Source organism: Bacillus sp. FSL E2-8900 (genome assembly GCF_037966225.1).
Classification (GTDB): domain Bacteria; phylum Bacillota; class Bacilli; order Bacillales; family Bacillaceae_G; genus Bacillus_A; species Bacillus_A cereus.
Window position 1 is genome coordinate 3091074 of the sequence record NZ_CP150193.1, and the last position, 17490, is coordinate 3108563.

Consider the following 17490-nt stretch of genomic DNA (forward strand, 5'->3'; position numbering starts at 1 on the left):
GAAAAATATAAAATAGCCATTTACTTCACAAGTAAATGGCTATTTTTCATTATATATTAGAATACTTCTTGTTCATCACATATTGCACATACTCAGGTGCACTTTTATCAATCTCTTCATCACTTAGTTTATATTCTGCACCATATAAATAAAAGGAAGGTATAAATTTCATACCTGTATATAAGCATGTAGCTTGGAATGGTTTCGTCAACTCATCCATTATAATTCCACTATTTTCATAGTCTTTTTCTAATCCACCTATAGAAATAGCTAAACCAAATTCTTTCTCCTTCACTTTATCTCCTTGTGAGCCGTACGCAAATCCATATGTTAATACATCATCATACCATTTTTTTAATAATGGTGGTGTGCTGTACCAGTAAAGCGGAAATTGAAATATATATCTGTCATGTTCTACTAATAACTTTTGCTCTTCTTCAATATTAAACTCCCAATTTGGTGCCACCTTATATAATTCATGCACCGTAATTTCATCTGAATGTTTCTCAAGTTCTTCTATCCATCTTTTATTAATTTTTGATTTTTCAATATGAGGGTGTGCTACAATTACAAGTGTTCTCATCATTTTCCAGCCCCTTTATAAATTAATCAATCCTTTACGTATTAGTATGAATGAGTTACATATAATTGAAAAGTACGTACTTTCAGGTACTATAGGAACCTTGAAGTACCTTTGGAGGTGTTATATGAATCAAAATGATAATTGCCCAATTGCAACAACACTCGATGTAATCGGTGGAAAATGGAAAGTCCATATTTTATGTATTTTGTCGGATGGAAAAATGCGAACAAATGAAATTAAACGAGAAATCCCAAACATTACACAAAAGGTTCTTACACAACAACTTCGGCAACTTGAAGCTGATGGGATTATCTATCGTACCGTATATCAAGAAGTACCACCAAAGGTCGAGTACACCATAAGTGAATACGGAAAATCTTTAATGCAAATAATGAATGATCTGTTTGAATGGGGAAAAGATCATCAGATTAAAAGATTACATGACTAAAAAAGCACTATATACTTTGTTTCATCCTCTACGTTCATATTTTTTATTTTTATAAAGTTTATTTTCATCGTTTTTTAGCTAACTTGTTTTCTTAGATTGATGGACGTGACGCCACATCCATCAATCTAAAAAGATACAATTAGAAAAATGAGATTTCTATACAGTTTCGCATATAAACACTACTTCCGCCTCATTAAACGCTCGCTCTACTTTTTCTAATCTCAATTGTACGTAAGCTATAAAAAAGTACCCCTAAACCGAGAATTTTTTCATTATTAGACGCATTAGAACCTAAGGTAATAGTAGGTACATTTAAGCCCATAAACCTTTCGCTCCATTCTATAGGCATATAAAAAGATACTCCTTAAAAGTAAAAAACGCTATTCTCTCTGTAAAATCATAGAAAAGAATAGCGTTTTTTATTTTGAAATAGAAGTCATTATTTAAACTAAACATGCTAATATTGATTTTGTGCGATTGTCAGTTACCTCATAATAAATTTCTAATCCTTTCCGAGTACCTGTAACCATTTTAGCAGCTTTTAGTTTAGATAAATGTTGACTAATTGTACTTTGAGGCATTTGTAAATCCCCATACATTGTTGTTACATTAGTAGGACCTTTTGCAAGCATTATTTTTACTAAAGATAGACGAACTGGATGCGCCAATACCTTTAACACCTCAGCGATTTCTTGAAACATTTCTTTTTTTTCTTTCATCTTATTTCTCCCCTTTTATATACATATTTATGTTATCCATATATATAATTCGAAGGTATATGCGTTTTTGTGTCCGTCATTTTAAAAAAATATAAAAAAAATTTAATCCGAAACTAAAGGATTAGCTTAACATAATGTCTCACCATTAATGAGGAATAGGAATCTCATTATAGAAGCAGCAGTTTTTATGCTACAACTCTACATTCAACTAACTAAAATCAATGAAAAAAGAGCAAATAGTCTGCTCTTTTATGATGCCTCCTTATGTTCCGTGGAATGTTTAACACTCCCCAGTCTCTTTAGTTTATTCCACCCTACCGCTACTCCTCGAAGCGATGAGAATATAGATTTAATGACAACATAAGTCATAAATTGACGATAAATAAAACGTTGTAAAATTAACCATGCCAATGGTTTTGGGTTCTCTTCCTCTAATTTAAATGCGAACAGAGAAGCGAGAAGATCCATTAAAAAGAATACAAGATAAAACCCTAAAACTTTTAGCGGATTACTACTAAATAGTCCTATAATCATTAATATATCTGCAAAAGGAGCAATGAATTGCAGAACATATTGGAATAACCACATATTAGGCAGTGCAATAAACCCTAATGTTTTATGTTTTGAATTACACAACGCTTTTCGATGTTTCCAAAGACATTGAAGTGTACCATATGACCAACGATATCGCTGTTTAATGAGACTTTTCACATCCTCAGGTGATTCCGTAAAAGCATGCGCTTTTTCTTCATATACAATTCTATGCCCTTGACGTAAAAATGTAATAGTAAGATCCGTATCTTCTGCTAATGTATCTTCGCTTAAATATCCAGATTCAACTACATTCTTCTTGCGCCACGCCCCAATAGCTCCTGGAACGACTGTAATACAATTTAACTCATCAAAAGCTCTACGTTCTAAATTAAACCCTGTAATATACTCAACATGTTGCCAAGTAGTTAACAAATTCCGTCTATTCCCCACTTTGACATTACCTGAAACTGCAGCTACATTCTGATCTTCAAAGTGTCTAACCATTAAAGAAATAGCATCTTGCGCAATAATAGTATCCGCATCTAAAGTGACAATGATTTCTCCTCGCGATTGTTGAAACCCTAGGTTCATTGCCGATGATTTCCCGCCGTTTTCTTTCTGAATGAAACGAACTTTAGGGTGTTTATAAAATGTTTCTTTCATTACTTTTGACGTACCATCTGTCGATCCGTCATCCACAACAATAACTTCAAATTCTCTATAATTACTATTCAAAATTGAGTGAATCGTCTTGGCTATCACCTTTTCTTCATTATATGCCGCTATGACAACACTAACAAAAGGTTGATAAGACGAATTAATATAGCGAGATAACGTTTTTCTTTTCTGCTTCCATGCAAAATAAATTAAGAATAAAAATCGAAAAATCCCTAATCCAATAGCAATATAAAAAATAGTTGTTAATATATGCTTAAAATATCCAGCTCCTGAAAAGACAGCTTTATTGTAAAGTAAATATTGCTTCCCCTCAGAAGAAACAGGAGGCATAATTTCATCTCGTTCTTTATTCATTAAATCTGAAATTGTTACAAAACTATATCCATGCTTTTTTAAGTCTTTAATAATGATTGGGAGCGCCTCTACTGTATGGGTACGATCCCCTCCCGCATCATGGAGAAGAATAATATTTCCCTCTCCCTTATAAATAGGATTAAGAGCACGTCTTACTAATTCATTTGTTGATGGTGTTGCCCAGTCTTCGGGATCAACTTTTTCCGCTACCATTGTATAGTTCATATTTTGTGCACGTAAAATAGGCAATATTTCATTTGATGAATCCGGGTTAGCATCCGCTTCATATGGCGGTCTAAATAAAACCGTAGAATGTCCAGTTACTTCCTGAATTAAACGTTGCGTCGTATTAAGTTCTACTTTCGTTCGTAGTAAAGACGTATCAGCTATGTTAGGATGCTTGAAAGTATGATTCCCAATTTCATGCCCTTCATCGTATATTCTTTTTACAATACTAGTATTTAGTTGTGCGTTTTCACCAAGTACAAAAAAAGCAGCTTTTATTTGATTCTCTTTTAATATATCTAATATTTCTGGCGTATATTTCGGGTCTGGTCCATCATCAAATGTTAATACTACTTGTTTCCCATTTGGTTTTCCATATCGTTGCACTTCATATGCAGATGGTAAGGATTGATATACTTCATCTGTAATATAACCATCTTTGCCTACTTTAAAATCTCTCAATCCATTTTTTCTTTCATTCTCAATCTGTAAAATTTCACCTTGTCCAGAATAATTTACTTCATCTAAACTATTGATTTTATGTAATACATTAGGATTTTTTTGTGCCTCAATAGGATTTTTTAAAACTTTCCATATTGTAGGGTCTTCTGCTCCTAGTCTCCATAATGCAAAGCCCTTTGCATTGTTCTCCATTGCAATTTTCACTTGATTATAGAGAGTAACACTGTCTAAGAACCAAGCAGTATGTTCTTTCTCTCCTGTTTTATATCTAAAATAAGGATTTCCACTACTCTTATCCCATTGAATTTTCATATTTGAACCTTGAGCCATTGCCATAACTTCTGAAAAAGTTAATGATTTCGCAGCTTCTTTACTATTTACTTCCCAATCATATCCATAGTTACCGAAAGCAACTATAAGCTTATTAGACGGAATATTCAGTTCTTTCAATGTATGTTGGAACCATTTATTTGAAGCAATTGGTCCTGGTTCCCCGGCTCCATAGTGCTCATCGTACATCATTACAATCATTCGATCTATTATTTTTGCTAACGCACTATAATCAAAAGCCTTATCATTAGCTGGAACATCTTGTGTAACGAGCAAATCATGTTCATGAAATTCCGTAGTAAGTTCTTTCATAAAATTTGTTAAGTTTTCTCTATCACTTTCAGGTACGGCCTCAAAGTCAATATTAATTCCTGAAAAATGATTCTTTTTAACTTGGCTTACTAAATCATTAATAAACTTTGTCTTTACATCATTTGAGGAATTCAGTAACTTATGAATTAGCCCACCATCAGGACCAGAAGCTTCCTCAGTATAGTTAGTAAGCAAAGGCATAATCTTCACTTGATTTTTTTCTGCCAACTTTACTATCTCAGGTTTGATCTCACTTCTAATCGTTAAATCTGCTTTTAAATGATACCACTCTGGTACTAACGTAGTTAAGGAATCGATATTTTCTTTTAAAGAAGCGGTACTATTTTCATCCCAGTTTACGTAAAAACCATACACTTCTTTAGGTTGTTTACTATCCTTCGGCGGATTCACCAAATTTTTATTATCCTTCGTTTCGGTATTTGGGTTAAATTCTTCCTTCTTTAACTGCTGATCACTAAGTTTTTGATTAATTGGTACAAGTTTAGTATCTTGTTGTACAGCGGTATTCATATTTGGAATTTCTGGTGTTGAAAAAATACTTTGAAAGAAAAAATAGAATACAACACCTACACTAACTATTGAGATACATAGAAACGAAATAAAGGCTATGTTTCTCCTTCCTTTCGGATCATAAAAAACAGGTTTTTCTTTATCTTTGTCTTGTTGAATGTTTTTCTCCATTATATTTTTCACATACTCCTTCTTAATAGAACTATAAAATAATAAAGTGTAACTTTAATCAGCCCTCACCAATTGGGCATTTACAAGCAGCCCAACTCCCACCTAACTTCTTTGCCCAGCCAAATTTTGAGATGGGAGTTTTACTGCCCACAATAGCGAGAGAAATCCTTTTAGCTTTGAAATGAATCTCTCACTTCCATATTCTATTGATTCTTCTTTTCATTCCCTTGCTGGTGGCCTCTATTTTCTTGTTGAGACCCCCTACCATTGTTCCCTTGCTCGTTTCCACCATTTTCTTTCTGGGATCCTCTTCCATTGTTCCCTTGCCCATTTCCATTATTCCCTTGTTGTGACCCTCTTCCGTTGTTTCCTTGCTCGTTCCCATTATTTCCTTGTTGTGATTCTCTTCCGTTGTTCCCTTGTCCATTTCCATTATTTCCTTGTTGTGATTCTCTTCCGTTGTTCCCTTGCCCATTTCCATTATTCCCTTGTTGTGATCCTCTTCCGTTGCTCCCTTGCCCATTTCCATTATTTCCTTGTTGTGATCCTCTTCCGTTGTTCCCTTGCCCATTTCCATTATTCCCTTGTTGTGATCCTCTTCCGTTGTTCCCTTGCTGATTCCCATTATTTCCTTGTTGAGCTTCTCTACTTTTATTCTCCTGTTGATTCCCTCTATTTTCTTGCTGAGATCCTCTTCCATTGTTTTCTTTTATTTGCTTCGATGGCTGTTCCTCTGTTTTCTTTTGTTCTTTCTGCTCTTGCTTTTCATATTTTTTTTCGTCTACAGGAGATAAATCCATTGATGCATCAGGAGATGACTCCGGCTGTGATTGCACCTCTTCTTCATTTCCCACCGGATTAGGCGGCGTGGCAGGAGGAGTAAGCGATTTGTTTTTCTCATTCTCTTGCTTTATATAGACACCTGTGCCAATTCCAGCTTTTCTAGCATTCTCTCGTACTTGCATCGTGCTACTTTGATATTCAACTGTAATATGTTTTAACTCATATTCTTTCTTCAATTCTTTCATTGCCTTTTCTAACTGTGGTTCTAGCGCCTTGTCCTTTGCAACTGCTGTTAGCATAACTTGCTTATCATTCGTTAAATACTTATCCTCTTGACTTTGCTTTATAATAGTACGTATTACTTCTTGTAATTGTTTATTTTCCCATTGCTTCAATTCTTTTAAAATACGCCTTCCATCATCATTACAAGCCTGTAAATCTATAACACGAAAATCCTTCGTTACGCTCACCTCTAAACTTGGATTTATATCAACTGAGACGTAAGCAAATACTTTTTCTTCTGGTTGGTTGTAGAAAAACAGCACTGCAAATAGAAAACAAGCAACAAGTATTGATGCAGGTTTTAAAAAGGAAGGGATCGAAAAATGCGATGCTTTTTGTTCTTGCTCATCAAATGAGATTTCCTCCCCGATCATGCAAGAATCCCCTTTTCTTTTACACGTAATAAACTCTCCATTTGGTGTTAAAACAACTACGCTATGCTTTTTTATATCCATCACAATTCCTTTATTCATCATGCTTTTCCCCTCTTATGTAATCCAGAATATATGTATAGTTGTTTGCAAAAATAATACACATTGCAATAATGTATTTTCTATGTCGTTCCAACGTTTTACGACTTACTCTAACACGCGGTTCAATATGTTTAAGCGGTAACTTTTTCTTTCGGAACAGCTCTTCCATCATTTCCTCTTCTTTTATAATAATTTTTACAATTTCTATTAAGTGCTCACGCGTATCACGATGCTTAGGAGATTCTTTAGCAAGCTCTGAGAATGTGATTTTAAACTCAGCTAGCACACTTTGAAAATGAAGAATTTCCTCCTTACGGTTACTATTTTCCATCTCTTTCATATACTCCGTAAGCGACACTTGCATTTCTAACATTTCCTCTTGCTCATCTTCTTTTAAAAAGACAAAGTTATGTTTAGACTCCTTACGTATATAGTCAATTACATCTCTTTTTATAAGAAGATCAGCAAACGCTAAAAAGGATTTTCCTTTTGTATAGGAATACTGTTCAATTGCTTCGTTAAATGCAAACAATCCAATGCTATATTCATCATCCTGTTCTGTAATATATCGGCGGCAGACAGATGAGATTGATTTTCTAATAAAAGGCTGATACTGTACGATAAACGCTTCTTTATCTTCTTCGTTGTTTTGTATGTTACATACGATATCTTCTATTTTCGGTTTTCTTAAGATCTTCATTACTAAACTCAACACTTGTAATCTCCCAGCCTCCTTCAAATAGCAAAATGGCCACTACAAAAGTGACCATTTAACCAGATTTTCTTGGTACTTTTCTTCGGTCTTGTTTTCTTGCTGTTAGTTATATTTTTAGAGTCTAACGTTTTCTTAATGATTTTTCCTTTTCTCTCGGCACTAAAGTTAAGTTTGTATTTTTATCTACTTTCTTATTTTCTACCGTTCGTTTTGCTTATTCATTTTCTATTTTATCTGCAATCCTTGAATAACTCTTCTCTATATAATTGGTAATTTCATCCTTCCGTTTTGGATGCCACTTAATCTAGTAATTTTATTAATACTTCTATATTCTTTCATAGTCATTTTTCTTCTATTTATTTTTTTCACTATACATATTCGGAGGAGTACAAAGTTTTATGGGGGTCAAAAAATATTTTTATAAAAAAATACATATTTATTTCAAAAATAAAAACCATCAATTTGAAAAAGGGTAATCAAATTGATGGTTTTCTTATAATATCTATTAAATTAAGTTGGATTCTCATTATATCTAAAAAAGTACTAGCTCTCCCCTGCAGATTTTCTCCATTTTCATCTTTCTTGGTTATCATAATATGTCTTATCTGCGTATTTTCTATCATTTCCTTTTAGATAAGCTAAAATTACTTTTGGATTTTTAAGTAAAGTCCAGTCTCCATATGTATCAAATCTTCTGCATGAAGTTATCATTCCATTTTTAATAGTACCGAATTTCTTATTATTTTTCTTTCCCCACTCTTTTAAACGTTTAGCGAAATCTGCATCTTCTGCCATAAGCATGTTTTCATTAAATCCGTTGATTGCCATAAAATCTTTTCTATAGCACCAAAAAATCCCTACAGATATAGCTCCGTACTTAAAAAGTAAGGGGGTTATGATTAACATTGCGGAGAGAAATATTCCTAAAGATATTCTTTCAAACTTCCCATTTACCCCACCACCAATGTATGTACCTGAAGCTAAATATTTATCTACATTAGACAACATAGACTCTGTCATTATGGTATCAGCGTCTATAGTGACGATTATTTCTCCATTAGCTATTTTAGCCCCTGCATTTCGAATTTTAGATAAGTTTTTATCGTTATTTTTCAATGTAACACAATTATAAGATTTTGCTATTTCCTCTGTTTGATCTGTGCAACGATTTAAAACAACTATAACTTCCGTTTGCTCTTTATATGCCTCTGATGCCTTTGCAATTGAATCTAAACATTTTCTAATGTACTTTTCTTCATTATGCGCAGGAATTATAATAGAAAACTTCACATCTTTTTTCAAATTAACTTCTAAAGATTCGTTTGTCTCAGTCATAATATTCCCCCCTTATTTTATAAGGTAAATATCTGTTATACATAACGTATATTAAAATTCAATAAATTATATGATAGGAACTGCAGGTAAACTATTACTTGAGTATTAAAAAACAAAAACGTTATTCTTTCTAAATAAGCAAAATTACTAGAAAGAATAACGTTTTTTATTAGTTACATTAATATTTTATTCGTTGCTTTATTTCTTCAAAACGAGCATGTATAATTTTTCTGATATCTGGATGATTCTTATATAAAGTAACAGTATACATGATGGAAGATGCAAGAATAGTAGACCATATTAACCAATCTCCAGCATGAGAAAGAACTTTAATTATTTCACTCGTAAATTCTTCCTGTCCGTCATGAAATATATAGCTGAGTAGTTACCTTATTTTTCAAAAAAAAATTCTGATTATTTCTTTTTCACTTCTTCTACAAATTCCCATGTCTCTCCGTTATCTTTTGATTGATAAAGTGCACTACTATCGCCATTGTAGTCTCCATCTGCCCCTTGTCCAACTAACATATTAAAAACCCCATCTTTCTCATATGGCATACTAGGTGAATCAAAAGGACTTATTGTGGACTGTGTATGATCTAATTTCACTTCATGCGGCGGATATTCTACCTTTTTGAAAGATACTCCCCCATCATCTGTGCGATATAACTCTCCTTCATTACCAGAAGGCCTAATTGCTCCTAAAAACCCAAGTTTATCATTTATAAAAGTGATTCCTGATACACTACCAATCCCCCCATTAAATGGGTCTGGATTGATAACCTCCCATGTTTTCCCTTCATCACTAGTCTTGCTTAATGAATAAAAGGCGCTCCCTAATGCTTTATCTGTCATATTTAGTTTATAACCAACTTCTTTCGATAGGAAAAACTGTTCTTTTTCATTCTTTAAATCTTGTTGTTTCTTCTCTTTAAGCATATCTTCTTTTGGAGGCGTCTTTGATTTACTCCAACTTGCGTCACTTATTAAATTATATCTAGCAGGGACTAGCTCTTGCTCTTTTCCAGGGACAAATATAGATACAGTATATCCAATGATATCAGAAGCTGCTTTTTTAAGACTCTGCCCCTTACCATCCTCAGTAATATTAATAATTCCCTCTGTATTGGATCCCCAATTTCTTTTTCCATAATAAATCAACCCATACTTACTTTCATTCCATTTTCTAACCGTTTGCTTAACTGGAATCGCCTTAACCGTTTCAATTAAAGGTTCTACTAATTTATCATCATTATAATCAGGCTTTGCGTATCCGTCTCGTATTATAGTAATACCTTCTGACTTCTTCTTATTATAAGAGATTAAATAAGTTTCTTCTTTCCCATCATCATTTTTCCCATAAACAAATGTATCAAACGCTGTGATTGTTCCATCTGAATGAAATGTAAGATCAAAATCAGTTGCCATATACAATTTCTTTGGCAAAGGATATTTTTTATTTATATCTTCAAAAATACCTTCTACTCCAGACTTATATATATTATTATGTTTAAGTTTAACTGACCTTTCATGTTTTAACTTTTCTATAAACCATGCCAATTTACCATTGTAATTTATTGCACTTTTATAAATCTGCATCCCATAAAATGATGTAATTGCAACAATAATGATAATAGAAATGGATCTCCATGCTATTGAATTTGTTAATTTTTTAGATTCATATTCTCTATTTTTTATCACCCGCATTGTAGTAAATGTAGTTATGGATATAAAAAGTACTATACATAATAACAAAATGTAAATATTATAATTCATTCTTCCGTACTTACAGTATAAGGCCAACTCATAACAAAAAATCCCATATACAATTATTAGTATTGGATTTGTTACTAATGACAGAAGTATCCTTTTTGTATTTTCTCTAAATATAGAAACCACCCCTAATTACATGAATTACTGATATTAAGTATACTTTATTGTAAAGTAACAAAAAAGCTATTTAATCTTGCCGCAAAAAATACAATAGACATATGAATATTATATTCATGTTAAAAAGGCCAACAATCCAAGATTGTTAGCCTCTACTTCCCATATTCGTACCTTTTATCACTTTACTTCCTAACAACTGGAATCCACATTTCACCAAACACTAAGCCGTTTCTTTTCCCCATCTCAACCGTCGTATTTGGTCCACCAACATAAGCAAACTCATTTGCATCTGGTAAAGCTTGACCGAAGGCGATACCAGTCAACTTATTACTTAGCTCTTCAGCCGTTTTGCCCTCCCCTTTCACTACTAAGTATTCTCCCCTCGGAAACTGGATTACTCTAGATTCTTCTTCTATTTGTGCTTCTGTCATGACACCCGCATAATACATCATTTTGTTATTCACCGCTTCGCTCACGGAAAAAATGTATTCATTTGTAGCTAAAGCTTTTAAAGTGTCCAGCCTTCCATCTTCTTTAACAGCCGACCAAAATTCTTCCTTTTCTTTATTTATTCCAGCAAAGTCTGTGTATGCACTCTTAATTTCAGTTCCAATACCTAACACAATAAAGCTATCTTTTTCTTCTATCGTATAATTTTTCATATTCAAAACCTGCCTCTTTTTTTATTAATCAAACGATTTATCTTTTCATCTGATACGTTTATAATACCTTTAAACCATATCAAAAAATGATACTGTTTAGGAGACTAAAATGAAAAAAGTTGAACGGATTAATACAATTATGCGGTATATCAACAACCGCTCTCACTTTACAATTTCTGAAATTATACAAGAATTTAACATATCACGGTCGACAGCTATTAGAGACATTAGAGAAATTGAAGCTATGGGAATGCCACTTGTCGCTGAAGTTGGGAGGACCGGGGGATATTTTGTTATGCACAACTCTATCCTGCCCGTTGTTCGCTTTACTGATAATGAAGTAAAAGCTCTTTTTATTGCCTTTATGGCTACGAGGAATCAACAACTTCCCTACCTAAAGAGTCGTCAATCTTTAGCCGAAAAACTACTAGGACTCATCTCAGAAACCCAGCAAGATGATCTCGTTCTTTTAAATCAACTCTTGCTTTTCCAAGGGACTAACCCTCATAATCCCGATCTACTTGAGCTTTCTGATCTCCCCCATCCTATGTTAGAAAAACTCATTCAAATCCTTCTTTTGGATAACCATTTATTGATTACCATTAAAGAAGATGAAGAAATCAAGACTTATCCAATTTATCTATTGCACCTTTATCAAGAAAAAAGCCATTGGATCATTGAAGGGTTTGACTTAAAAAAAGAAAAGAAGATGATGTTTCCTGTCGATGATCTCATTAATATCGAACCATACACGACGAACAAAAGGCTAAATAAGAAAAAGATTTTAGAAAAACTAAGTAAGAAGGACGAAATAATCAACTTGGTACTTGAACTTGGACCAAAAGCAATTGCCCAGTTCAAAAAATACCATCCTTTAAAAATTTCAATATCTTATACTAATCCTTACCAATCCACAGCCATTTTAAAAACTTTTATCAATGTTAACAATCCCGATGAAGTGACGGAAATAATAAATTGGCTGCTTTTTCTAGGGAAGGATATTAAAATCAAAGAAATACCCGATGAAGTATTAGCAGATTTACAAAAACGAGTGTGCTTATACATTCCATAAGCAGTGAGCCTCAAATATTAAGCTTTATCACTGGATAATTATCCTATTTTTAAATACCATTTCATTTACTACAATGAGAGCATGATAAATAATAAAAGCACGGAAAATCTCCCGTGCTTTTCTAAATATATATTATTCCTGAAGGTTTCGTTTATCACGTTTCTTACCCTAACTGACGTTTAAATGCTTTACTGGCGAAAAAGTAAGAGATGACCATTATACCTACGCACCAAGCGAGCGCAATCCAAATATCGTTTCCAACAGTTCCTTCATATAAAAGAGCACGAATCGCATTCACGATTGAAGTTACAGGCTGATTCTCTGCAAACGCACGAACAATTTTTGGCATCGTTTCGGTAGGCACAAAGGCCGAACTAATAAATGGAAGAAAAACTAGCGGGTACGAGTAAGCAGTCGCCCCTTCCATAGACCTCGCTTTCAATCCTGGAATGATAGCTAGCCATGTTAGCGCTAGCGTAAACATCCCAAGTATCCCAGCTACCGCGAGCCAATCTAGAATATTAGCACTGGAACGGAAACCCATTAAGAGTGCAACAAGAATAACCACCACGATAGTAAGTACATTAGCAACCAGAGAGGTTAGAACGTGAGCCCACAATATCGATGAGCGCTTAATAGGCATCGTAATGAAACGTGCCATCAGCCCACTCTTTACATCCGTAAATAGTCGAACGGAAGTGTAAGCTACACCGGATGCGATAGCCATTAGCAAAATTCCCGGCAATAAATAATTAACGTAGTTTTCCGTTCCAGTTTTTATTGCGCCGCCAAACACGTAGACAAATAATAGCATCATCATAATCGGTGTAATCGCCACTGTAATAATTGTATCCGGACTGCGCATAATGTTACGCATTAAACGACCTAGTAATACACCTGTTTTACTTTTCATTTACATCTCCTCCTTTTTTCCAATGATCGCAAGGAATATTTCTTCCAATGTCGGTTGCTTCTCGATATACTCCACTTTTGCTGGCGGGAACATCTCTTTTAGTTCAGCAAGAGTACCTGTCGTAATAATTTTTCCGCCATGCAAAATAGCGATACGGTCTGCCAGTTGTTCTGCTTCCTCCAAATACTGAGTCGTAAGCAAAATAGTTGTACCGCTACCAGCAAGTTCCTTGACTGTATCCCACACTTCGATTCGCGCTTCAGGATCAAGTCCAGTCGTTGGTTCGTCAAGAAAAATAACTGCTGGCGCCCCAATCAAACTCATCGCGATATCAAGCCGGCGCTTCATCCCGCCTGAATACTGATCTGCCCTTTGGTTTGCCGCATCAGTCAGGCTAAATCTTGCAAGTAGATTGTCAGCAACTTGAGCAGGATTGGAAACACCACGTAATTTGGCGATCATTATCAAGTTTTCCCTCCCAGTCAGCATACCGTCTAAAGCTGCGAACTGCCCTGTCAAACTGATACTTTGACGAACATGATCTGATTGACTCTGTACATCAAATCCACAAATACTTACTTCACCGCTATCTTGCTTCATTAGTGTCGAAAGGATGTTGACCGTTGTCGTCTTTCCCGCTCCATTTGAGCCTAGCAGCGCGAAAATTTCTCCACGCTGCACCTCAAAATCTACCCCTTTTAAAACTTCCTTATCTTTAAAGGATTTTTTCAAGCCTTTTACAGAAATCGCTGCATGACTCATACTTTTTTCCTCCCTATAAAAATGTTTTGCGAAGACTATTTATTTACCTCTATCTATTTAGTATCACTGATATTCTGTATTACTTAGTACCGAGTTAAAAATATAACTGAATAGCTATGATGGCAATTCATATGTGTAACCAGCTAATCAGTCTGTACTACTTATTCCATTTATTTTTTTCTCAATTTCTTCATAATACTTTCATTCAAATCTTCACGATACTTGGAGACGTAAGTTTTAGCATTTGCCACTAGTTCGTCAGCAAAGGAAGCCACGTCATCCCCAGTAATGTCAAGCACTTGTCTTCCTTCCGCTGCACCCGCTTCGAACAAATCGATTAATTCATACTGTATGTGTAACATATCCATCCCGTTACCCGCTGAAAAATTCCACATGTAGTTTTGAATTTTCTTAAATACAAATTGGTAGTCCTCTGGCAGAGCCTCAACTCGTGCCATCATCATTTTGTACTCTTTTTTATCACCAATTAACTTTTTGAACATTTCTAACATCTTATTTTCCTCCTTTTTTATAAAACCGAACAAGAAATTCCCAAAGTATCGGCCGGAACATTTTATCTTATGAACCTATTTTGACTTCAAGACGTTAATTTTTGACGATACAAAATCCCATTTTTCCCAAAACAATTCAAGCTCCTGGCGGCCTTCTTCATTTAATGAATAAAACTTACGAGGCGGTCCCATATCTGATGGTTTCTTTTCAATATTCACAAGCTTTTTCTTCTCTAATCGTACGAGGATGGTATACACCGTACCTTCCACAACTTCGGTAAACCCAAGATCATTCAGGTGGCGGGTAATCTCATAGCCATACGTTTCACGGCGACTAATGATTTCCAGTACACACCCTTCCAGTGAACCTTTCAGCATTTCAGTTAAATTTTCCATGTCCTGATCCTCCTTTACCCCCTATTCTGTCTGACTTATATTCAGTATCACAGAGTACTAAGGCGAATTTTTTACTGAACAGTTTTTGTGAATCCGAACTATTCAGTATCACTTATTACATCTACATTGTATGACTAAGTAGTTATGGATGTCAACTTTATTTTCAAAAAAATTAAAAATCCGCTTTACCCTAATCGGATACAGCCTACTTTTTTGTTGTAAGGACCATCACACTAGCAAAACAGAACTGATTCAAAGTGTAATTTAAATCAGCTCTGTTTTATTGTTTTTATACCGATATATCTTGTTTTTTCACGATACAAATTGTTTCTCACTACCATTCCCATTGCATATAAAGCATAAAGGCAAGTGCGGTCAGAGAAAATTTCCAGAGATTATCCGTACATGATACGAGCCCCTAAAATACAATTCTGTTAGAAATCTGTTCTCTATATTCTCTTTTATTTTATTTCTGATAGTTGATTAGCAACACTATCTAAAAATTTTTCTACCTTTTCTTTTGATGTATCCGGCGCATGATAACCGATCGTAAATGTAAGCCTTCCATTATAAGAGCTTGCTCCCATTGAAAAGAATGGTGCATACATAATAGGTGATGCCATATACCCGTCCTCAGCTTGAATTTGACCAAACTGAATAGGTTCCTCAGCAATCACTCCCAAATTTGTCAGTAATGGCAACGCCATCCCCATCTGTACAGCCTGTTCATATTGCTGATTATACATTTCCTTCACTGTAGATAGCTTCATTTCTGCCAGTAACTCCATTCCTGCTGCTGAAGAAAGACCTGGATTTTGAGACTTTATTTTATCCATTGATTGTTTAACTCGAACAAGAGTCTGCTTAAATGTTTCATCGTCTTCCATTTTAATCACTGGCATTTCCATACCGGATAAGTTGCAAATAGCACCAGTTGTATTATTAGGCAGATATCGACGTAAATCAATTGTCAAACCAATCATTTTTTCTGCAGTGCGAGGTTCTGCATACACAGTGAAATGTGATAAAACTCGGAAGTAAGCAGTCATGATTACATCATTCAAGGTAACCTGTTGTGCTTTTGTCCATTGGGTTAAACGTAGAGTTTGCTTATGGCTCAATCGCCGTACGGACATTTGGGGAAATTTATTTTTGTTAGGTTGAGATGGAAAAGACCATAACGATGCCTGTTGTTCTTGGTTAGGACGATACGCACTTTTTATGTCCGATATTCCAGCGTATTTGAATACATGTGATTGATCTCGACAACTCTCATTTCCCTCATCAAATTCCTTTATAATTTGCTTCTTAGACCGTCCCAATGAAAGGTGAGTATATATTGTTCCAAGCAATTTTATATATTCCTTGACTCCTGCACCATCTGAACATAGATGAGACAATTTCACAACTAACATATCTATTGTAGTGCCCCGTAATAATTTCGTTTGAACCATAGGCCCCTGAATACGATCACCAGGTTCCTTAATAAAATCTATTGCCATTATTTCAAGTTCTTGATTATTTCCTTCTGCAAAAAAGCAAATAGATGAGTTAGTGTCAGATGAATGTTCCTCCCAGTAAGGAATATCATTTTCTACAAACCGGCTGTTCAAAACTGGTTGCAATTGCAACGTTATCCTTACTGATTCTTCAAGTATTTCCTTAGATATACCTACAGGAAAATAAAGAACTGCATTAATTTGTTGATCTGCAGAATAAAGACCTAATACATAATTCATTCGATCTTGTGGTGTTACTGAATACTTTCTTTTCTCCATAATTCCGTCCCCCTTTAGGACTTTTTGTATAACCCTATTTTCCATATGCTTGTAATTTTTCTAGTCATTTTTCTTCAAGAGCTAATAACGCTTATTTTTCGAATTTTTAACAAAATCATCTTCTCCGTATTGGTTTCATTCTTTTTACAGGTGATATATTCATTATTTTATTGTTATTAACACTGCCTAACCTCACAATAAAACCAAACAAAAATAAATTAAGTTTACATATACATAAACATTTTATTATAACGTCTACAAATTATCAATACAGCAAATAAATCATTTTTATGTCTGTCAATAAAAAACAATATATTCAAGGGCCACTTCATAATAAAAGATTGATGTGCATGTAAATGTACCCATATCACTTTCAAAATAAGAATGAGAATTTTTTCAACAAAAATAAGATGCAGTTATTGATTTTACAGTAAAAAAAGCCCCTCCATTTTGAAAATGCGCAATCAAAATGAGTAGGGCTATTTCCAATTTAAATTTTATAAAAGAATGATTATCATAAATAATATTTTACTTTTTAGTCTACCTTATTATTTTCAATCCATTTTCCTA

General features: G+C 34.3%; 16 protein-coding genes and 1 pseudogene. 2 read left to right on the forward strand and 15 right to left on the reverse strand.

Annotation, left to right across the window (positions count from 1 at the left end):
- Positions 1-49: 49 nt before the first annotated feature.
- Positions 50-583 carry an NAD(P)H-dependent oxidoreductase gene (locus tag NST90_RS15830; protein ID WP_044307611.1) on the reverse strand — a complete coding sequence of 178 codons (534 nt, stop codon included), beginning with the start codon at positions 581-583 and terminating at the stop codon, positions 50-52.
- Between the two features lie 124 nt (positions 584-707).
- Here NST90_RS15830 and NST90_RS15835 point away from each other — a divergent pair, with 124 nt between their 5' ends.
- Positions 708-1031, forward strand: coding sequence for a helix-turn-helix domain-containing protein (locus NST90_RS15835; protein ID WP_001072980.1), 324 nt, complete (start codon positions 708-710; stop codon positions 1029-1031).
- A 193-nt stretch (positions 1032-1224) separates the two neighbouring features.
- Here the strand turns inward: NST90_RS15835 and NST90_RS15840 are convergent, their stop codons facing one another.
- The 9 genes and pseudogenes from NST90_RS15840 to NST90_RS15880 all read right to left on the reverse strand — a co-directional run bounded on the left by NST90_RS15840 (position 1225) and on the right by NST90_RS15880 (position 11487).
- A complete protein-coding gene (locus NST90_RS15840; protein WP_044307607.1) occupies positions 1225-1380 on the reverse strand; it encodes a hypothetical protein in 156 nt (51 codons plus the stop codon).
- Positions 1381-1474: 94 nt separating this feature from the next.
- Positions 1475-1750, reverse strand: coding sequence for a metalloregulator ArsR/SmtB family transcription factor (locus NST90_RS15845; RefSeq protein WP_000660066.1), 276 nt, complete (start codon positions 1748-1750; stop codon positions 1475-1477).
- 249 nt (positions 1751-1999) lie between these two features.
- A complete protein-coding gene (locus NST90_RS15850) occupies positions 2000-5347 on the reverse strand; it encodes a glycosyltransferase (RefSeq protein WP_061113143.1) in 3348 nt (1115 codons plus the stop codon).
- A 203-nt stretch (positions 5348-5550) separates the two neighbouring features.
- Positions 5551-6888 (reverse strand): anti-sigma factor domain-containing protein, encoded by a 1338-nt coding sequence (locus NST90_RS15855; protein WP_000981224.1) that lies wholly within the window; start codon positions 6886-6888, stop codon positions 5551-5553.
- Entirely contained in the window at positions 6878-7600 is a 723-nt protein-coding gene (sigI, locus tag NST90_RS15860; protein ID WP_002082432.1) for an RNA polymerase sigma factor SigI, read from the reverse strand. The genes NST90_RS15855 and sigI overlap by 11 nt, the downstream gene beginning before the upstream one ends.
- A 573-nt stretch (positions 7601-8173) precedes the next feature.
- Entirely contained in the window at positions 8174-8935 is a 762-nt protein-coding gene (locus tag NST90_RS15865) for a glycosyltransferase (protein WP_046392918.1), read from the reverse strand.
- Positions 8936-9113: 178 nt separating this feature from the next.
- Positions 9114-9320 (reverse strand): annotated as a pseudogene (locus NST90_RS15870) (hypothetical protein); the annotation flags it as partial.
- Between the two features lie 29 nt (positions 9321-9349).
- Entirely contained in the window at positions 9350-10834 is a 1485-nt protein-coding gene (locus NST90_RS15875; RefSeq protein ID WP_074619281.1) for a glycosyl hydrolase, read from the reverse strand.
- A 173-nt stretch (positions 10835-11007) separates the two neighbouring features.
- Entirely contained in the window at positions 11008-11487 is a 480-nt protein-coding gene (locus tag NST90_RS15880) for a GyrI-like domain-containing protein (RefSeq protein WP_000801022.1), read from the reverse strand.
- Between the two features lie 109 nt (positions 11488-11596).
- Between NST90_RS15880 and NST90_RS15885 the strand changes: the two genes are divergently transcribed.
- Positions 11597-12559: an HTH domain-containing protein gene (locus NST90_RS15885; protein WP_044306819.1), complete on the forward strand. Its 963-nt coding sequence runs from the start codon at positions 11597-11599 to the stop codon at positions 12557-12559.
- Positions 12560-12722: 163 nt separating this feature from the next.
- On the opposite strand, the gene NST90_RS15890 is transcribed toward NST90_RS15885, so the two are convergent.
- From NST90_RS15890 to NST90_RS15910, 5 genes are all read right to left on the reverse strand, one after another.
- Positions 12723-13472, reverse strand: coding sequence for an ABC transporter permease (locus tag NST90_RS15890; protein ID WP_000837816.1), 750 nt, complete (start codon positions 13470-13472; stop codon positions 12723-12725).
- On the reverse strand, positions 13473-14234 hold the full coding sequence (locus NST90_RS15895) for an ABC transporter ATP-binding protein (protein ID WP_000017473.1): 762 nt from the start codon (positions 14232-14234) through the stop codon (positions 13473-13475).
- A gap of 170 nt (positions 14235-14404) precedes the next feature.
- Positions 14405-14746 carry a DUF1048 domain-containing protein gene (locus NST90_RS15900; protein ID WP_000891986.1) on the reverse strand — a complete coding sequence of 114 codons (342 nt, stop codon included), beginning with the start codon at positions 14744-14746 and terminating at the stop codon, positions 14405-14407.
- 75 nt (positions 14747-14821) lie between these two features.
- Positions 14822-15142 (reverse strand): PadR family transcriptional regulator, encoded by a 321-nt coding sequence (locus NST90_RS15905; RefSeq protein ID WP_000429487.1) that lies wholly within the window; start codon positions 15140-15142, stop codon positions 14822-14824.
- A 461-nt stretch (positions 15143-15603) separates the two neighbouring features.
- Positions 15604-16920: a condensation domain-containing protein gene (locus NST90_RS15910; RefSeq protein ID WP_000415478.1), complete on the reverse strand. Its 1317-nt coding sequence runs from the start codon at positions 16918-16920 to the stop codon at positions 15604-15606.
- Positions 16921-17490 lie beyond the last annotated feature (570 nt).

Excerpts from the sequence above, each read along its gene's own strand:
- NST90_RS15830 (WP_044307611.1), bottom strand. The coding sequence starts at position 583 with ATGAGAACACTTGTAATTGTAGCACACCCTCATATTGAAAAATCAAAA.
- NST90_RS15835 (WP_001072980.1), top strand. The coding sequence starts at position 708 with ATGAATCAAAATGATAATTGCCCAATTGCAACAACACTCGATGTAATC.
- NST90_RS15840 (WP_044307607.1), bottom strand. The coding sequence starts at position 1,380 with ATGCCTATAGAATGGAGCGAAAGGTTTATGGGCTTAAATGTACCTACT.
- NST90_RS15845 (WP_000660066.1), bottom strand. The coding sequence starts at position 1,750 with ATGAAAGAAAAAAAAGAAATGTTTCAAGAAATCGCTGAGGTGTTAAAG.
- NST90_RS15850 (WP_061113143.1), bottom strand. The coding sequence starts at position 5,347 with ATGGAGAAAAACATTCAACAAGACAAAGATAAAGAAAAACCTGTTTTT.
- NST90_RS15855 (WP_000981224.1), bottom strand. The coding sequence starts at position 6,888 with ATGATGAATAAAGGAATTGTGATGGATATAAAAAAGCATAGCGTAGTT.
- NST90_RS15865 (WP_046392918.1), bottom strand. The coding sequence starts at position 8,935 with ATGACTGAGACAAACGAATCTTTAGAAGTTAATTTGAAAAAAGATGTG.
- NST90_RS15880 (WP_000801022.1), bottom strand. The coding sequence starts at position 11,487 with ATGAAAAATTATACGATAGAAGAAAAAGATAGCTTTATTGTGTTAGGT.
- NST90_RS15885 (WP_044306819.1), top strand. The coding sequence starts at position 11,597 with ATGAAAAAAGTTGAACGGATTAATACAATTATGCGGTATATCAACAAC.
- NST90_RS15890 (WP_000837816.1), bottom strand. The coding sequence starts at position 13,472 with ATGAAAAGTAAAACAGGTGTATTACTAGGTCGTTTAATGCGTAACATT.
- NST90_RS15895 (WP_000017473.1), bottom strand. The coding sequence starts at position 14,234 with ATGAGTCATGCAGCGATTTCTGTAAAAGGCTTGAAAAAATCCTTTAAA.
- NST90_RS15900 (WP_000891986.1), bottom strand. The coding sequence starts at position 14,746 with ATGTTAGAAATGTTCAAAAAGTTAATTGGTGATAAAAAAGAGTACAAA.
- NST90_RS15905 (WP_000429487.1), bottom strand. The coding sequence starts at position 15,142 with ATGGAAAATTTAACTGAAATGCTGAAAGGTTCACTGGAAGGGTGTGTA.
- NST90_RS15910 (WP_000415478.1), bottom strand. The coding sequence starts at position 16,920 with ATGGAGAAAAGAAAGTATTCAGTAACACCACAAGATCGAATGAATTAT.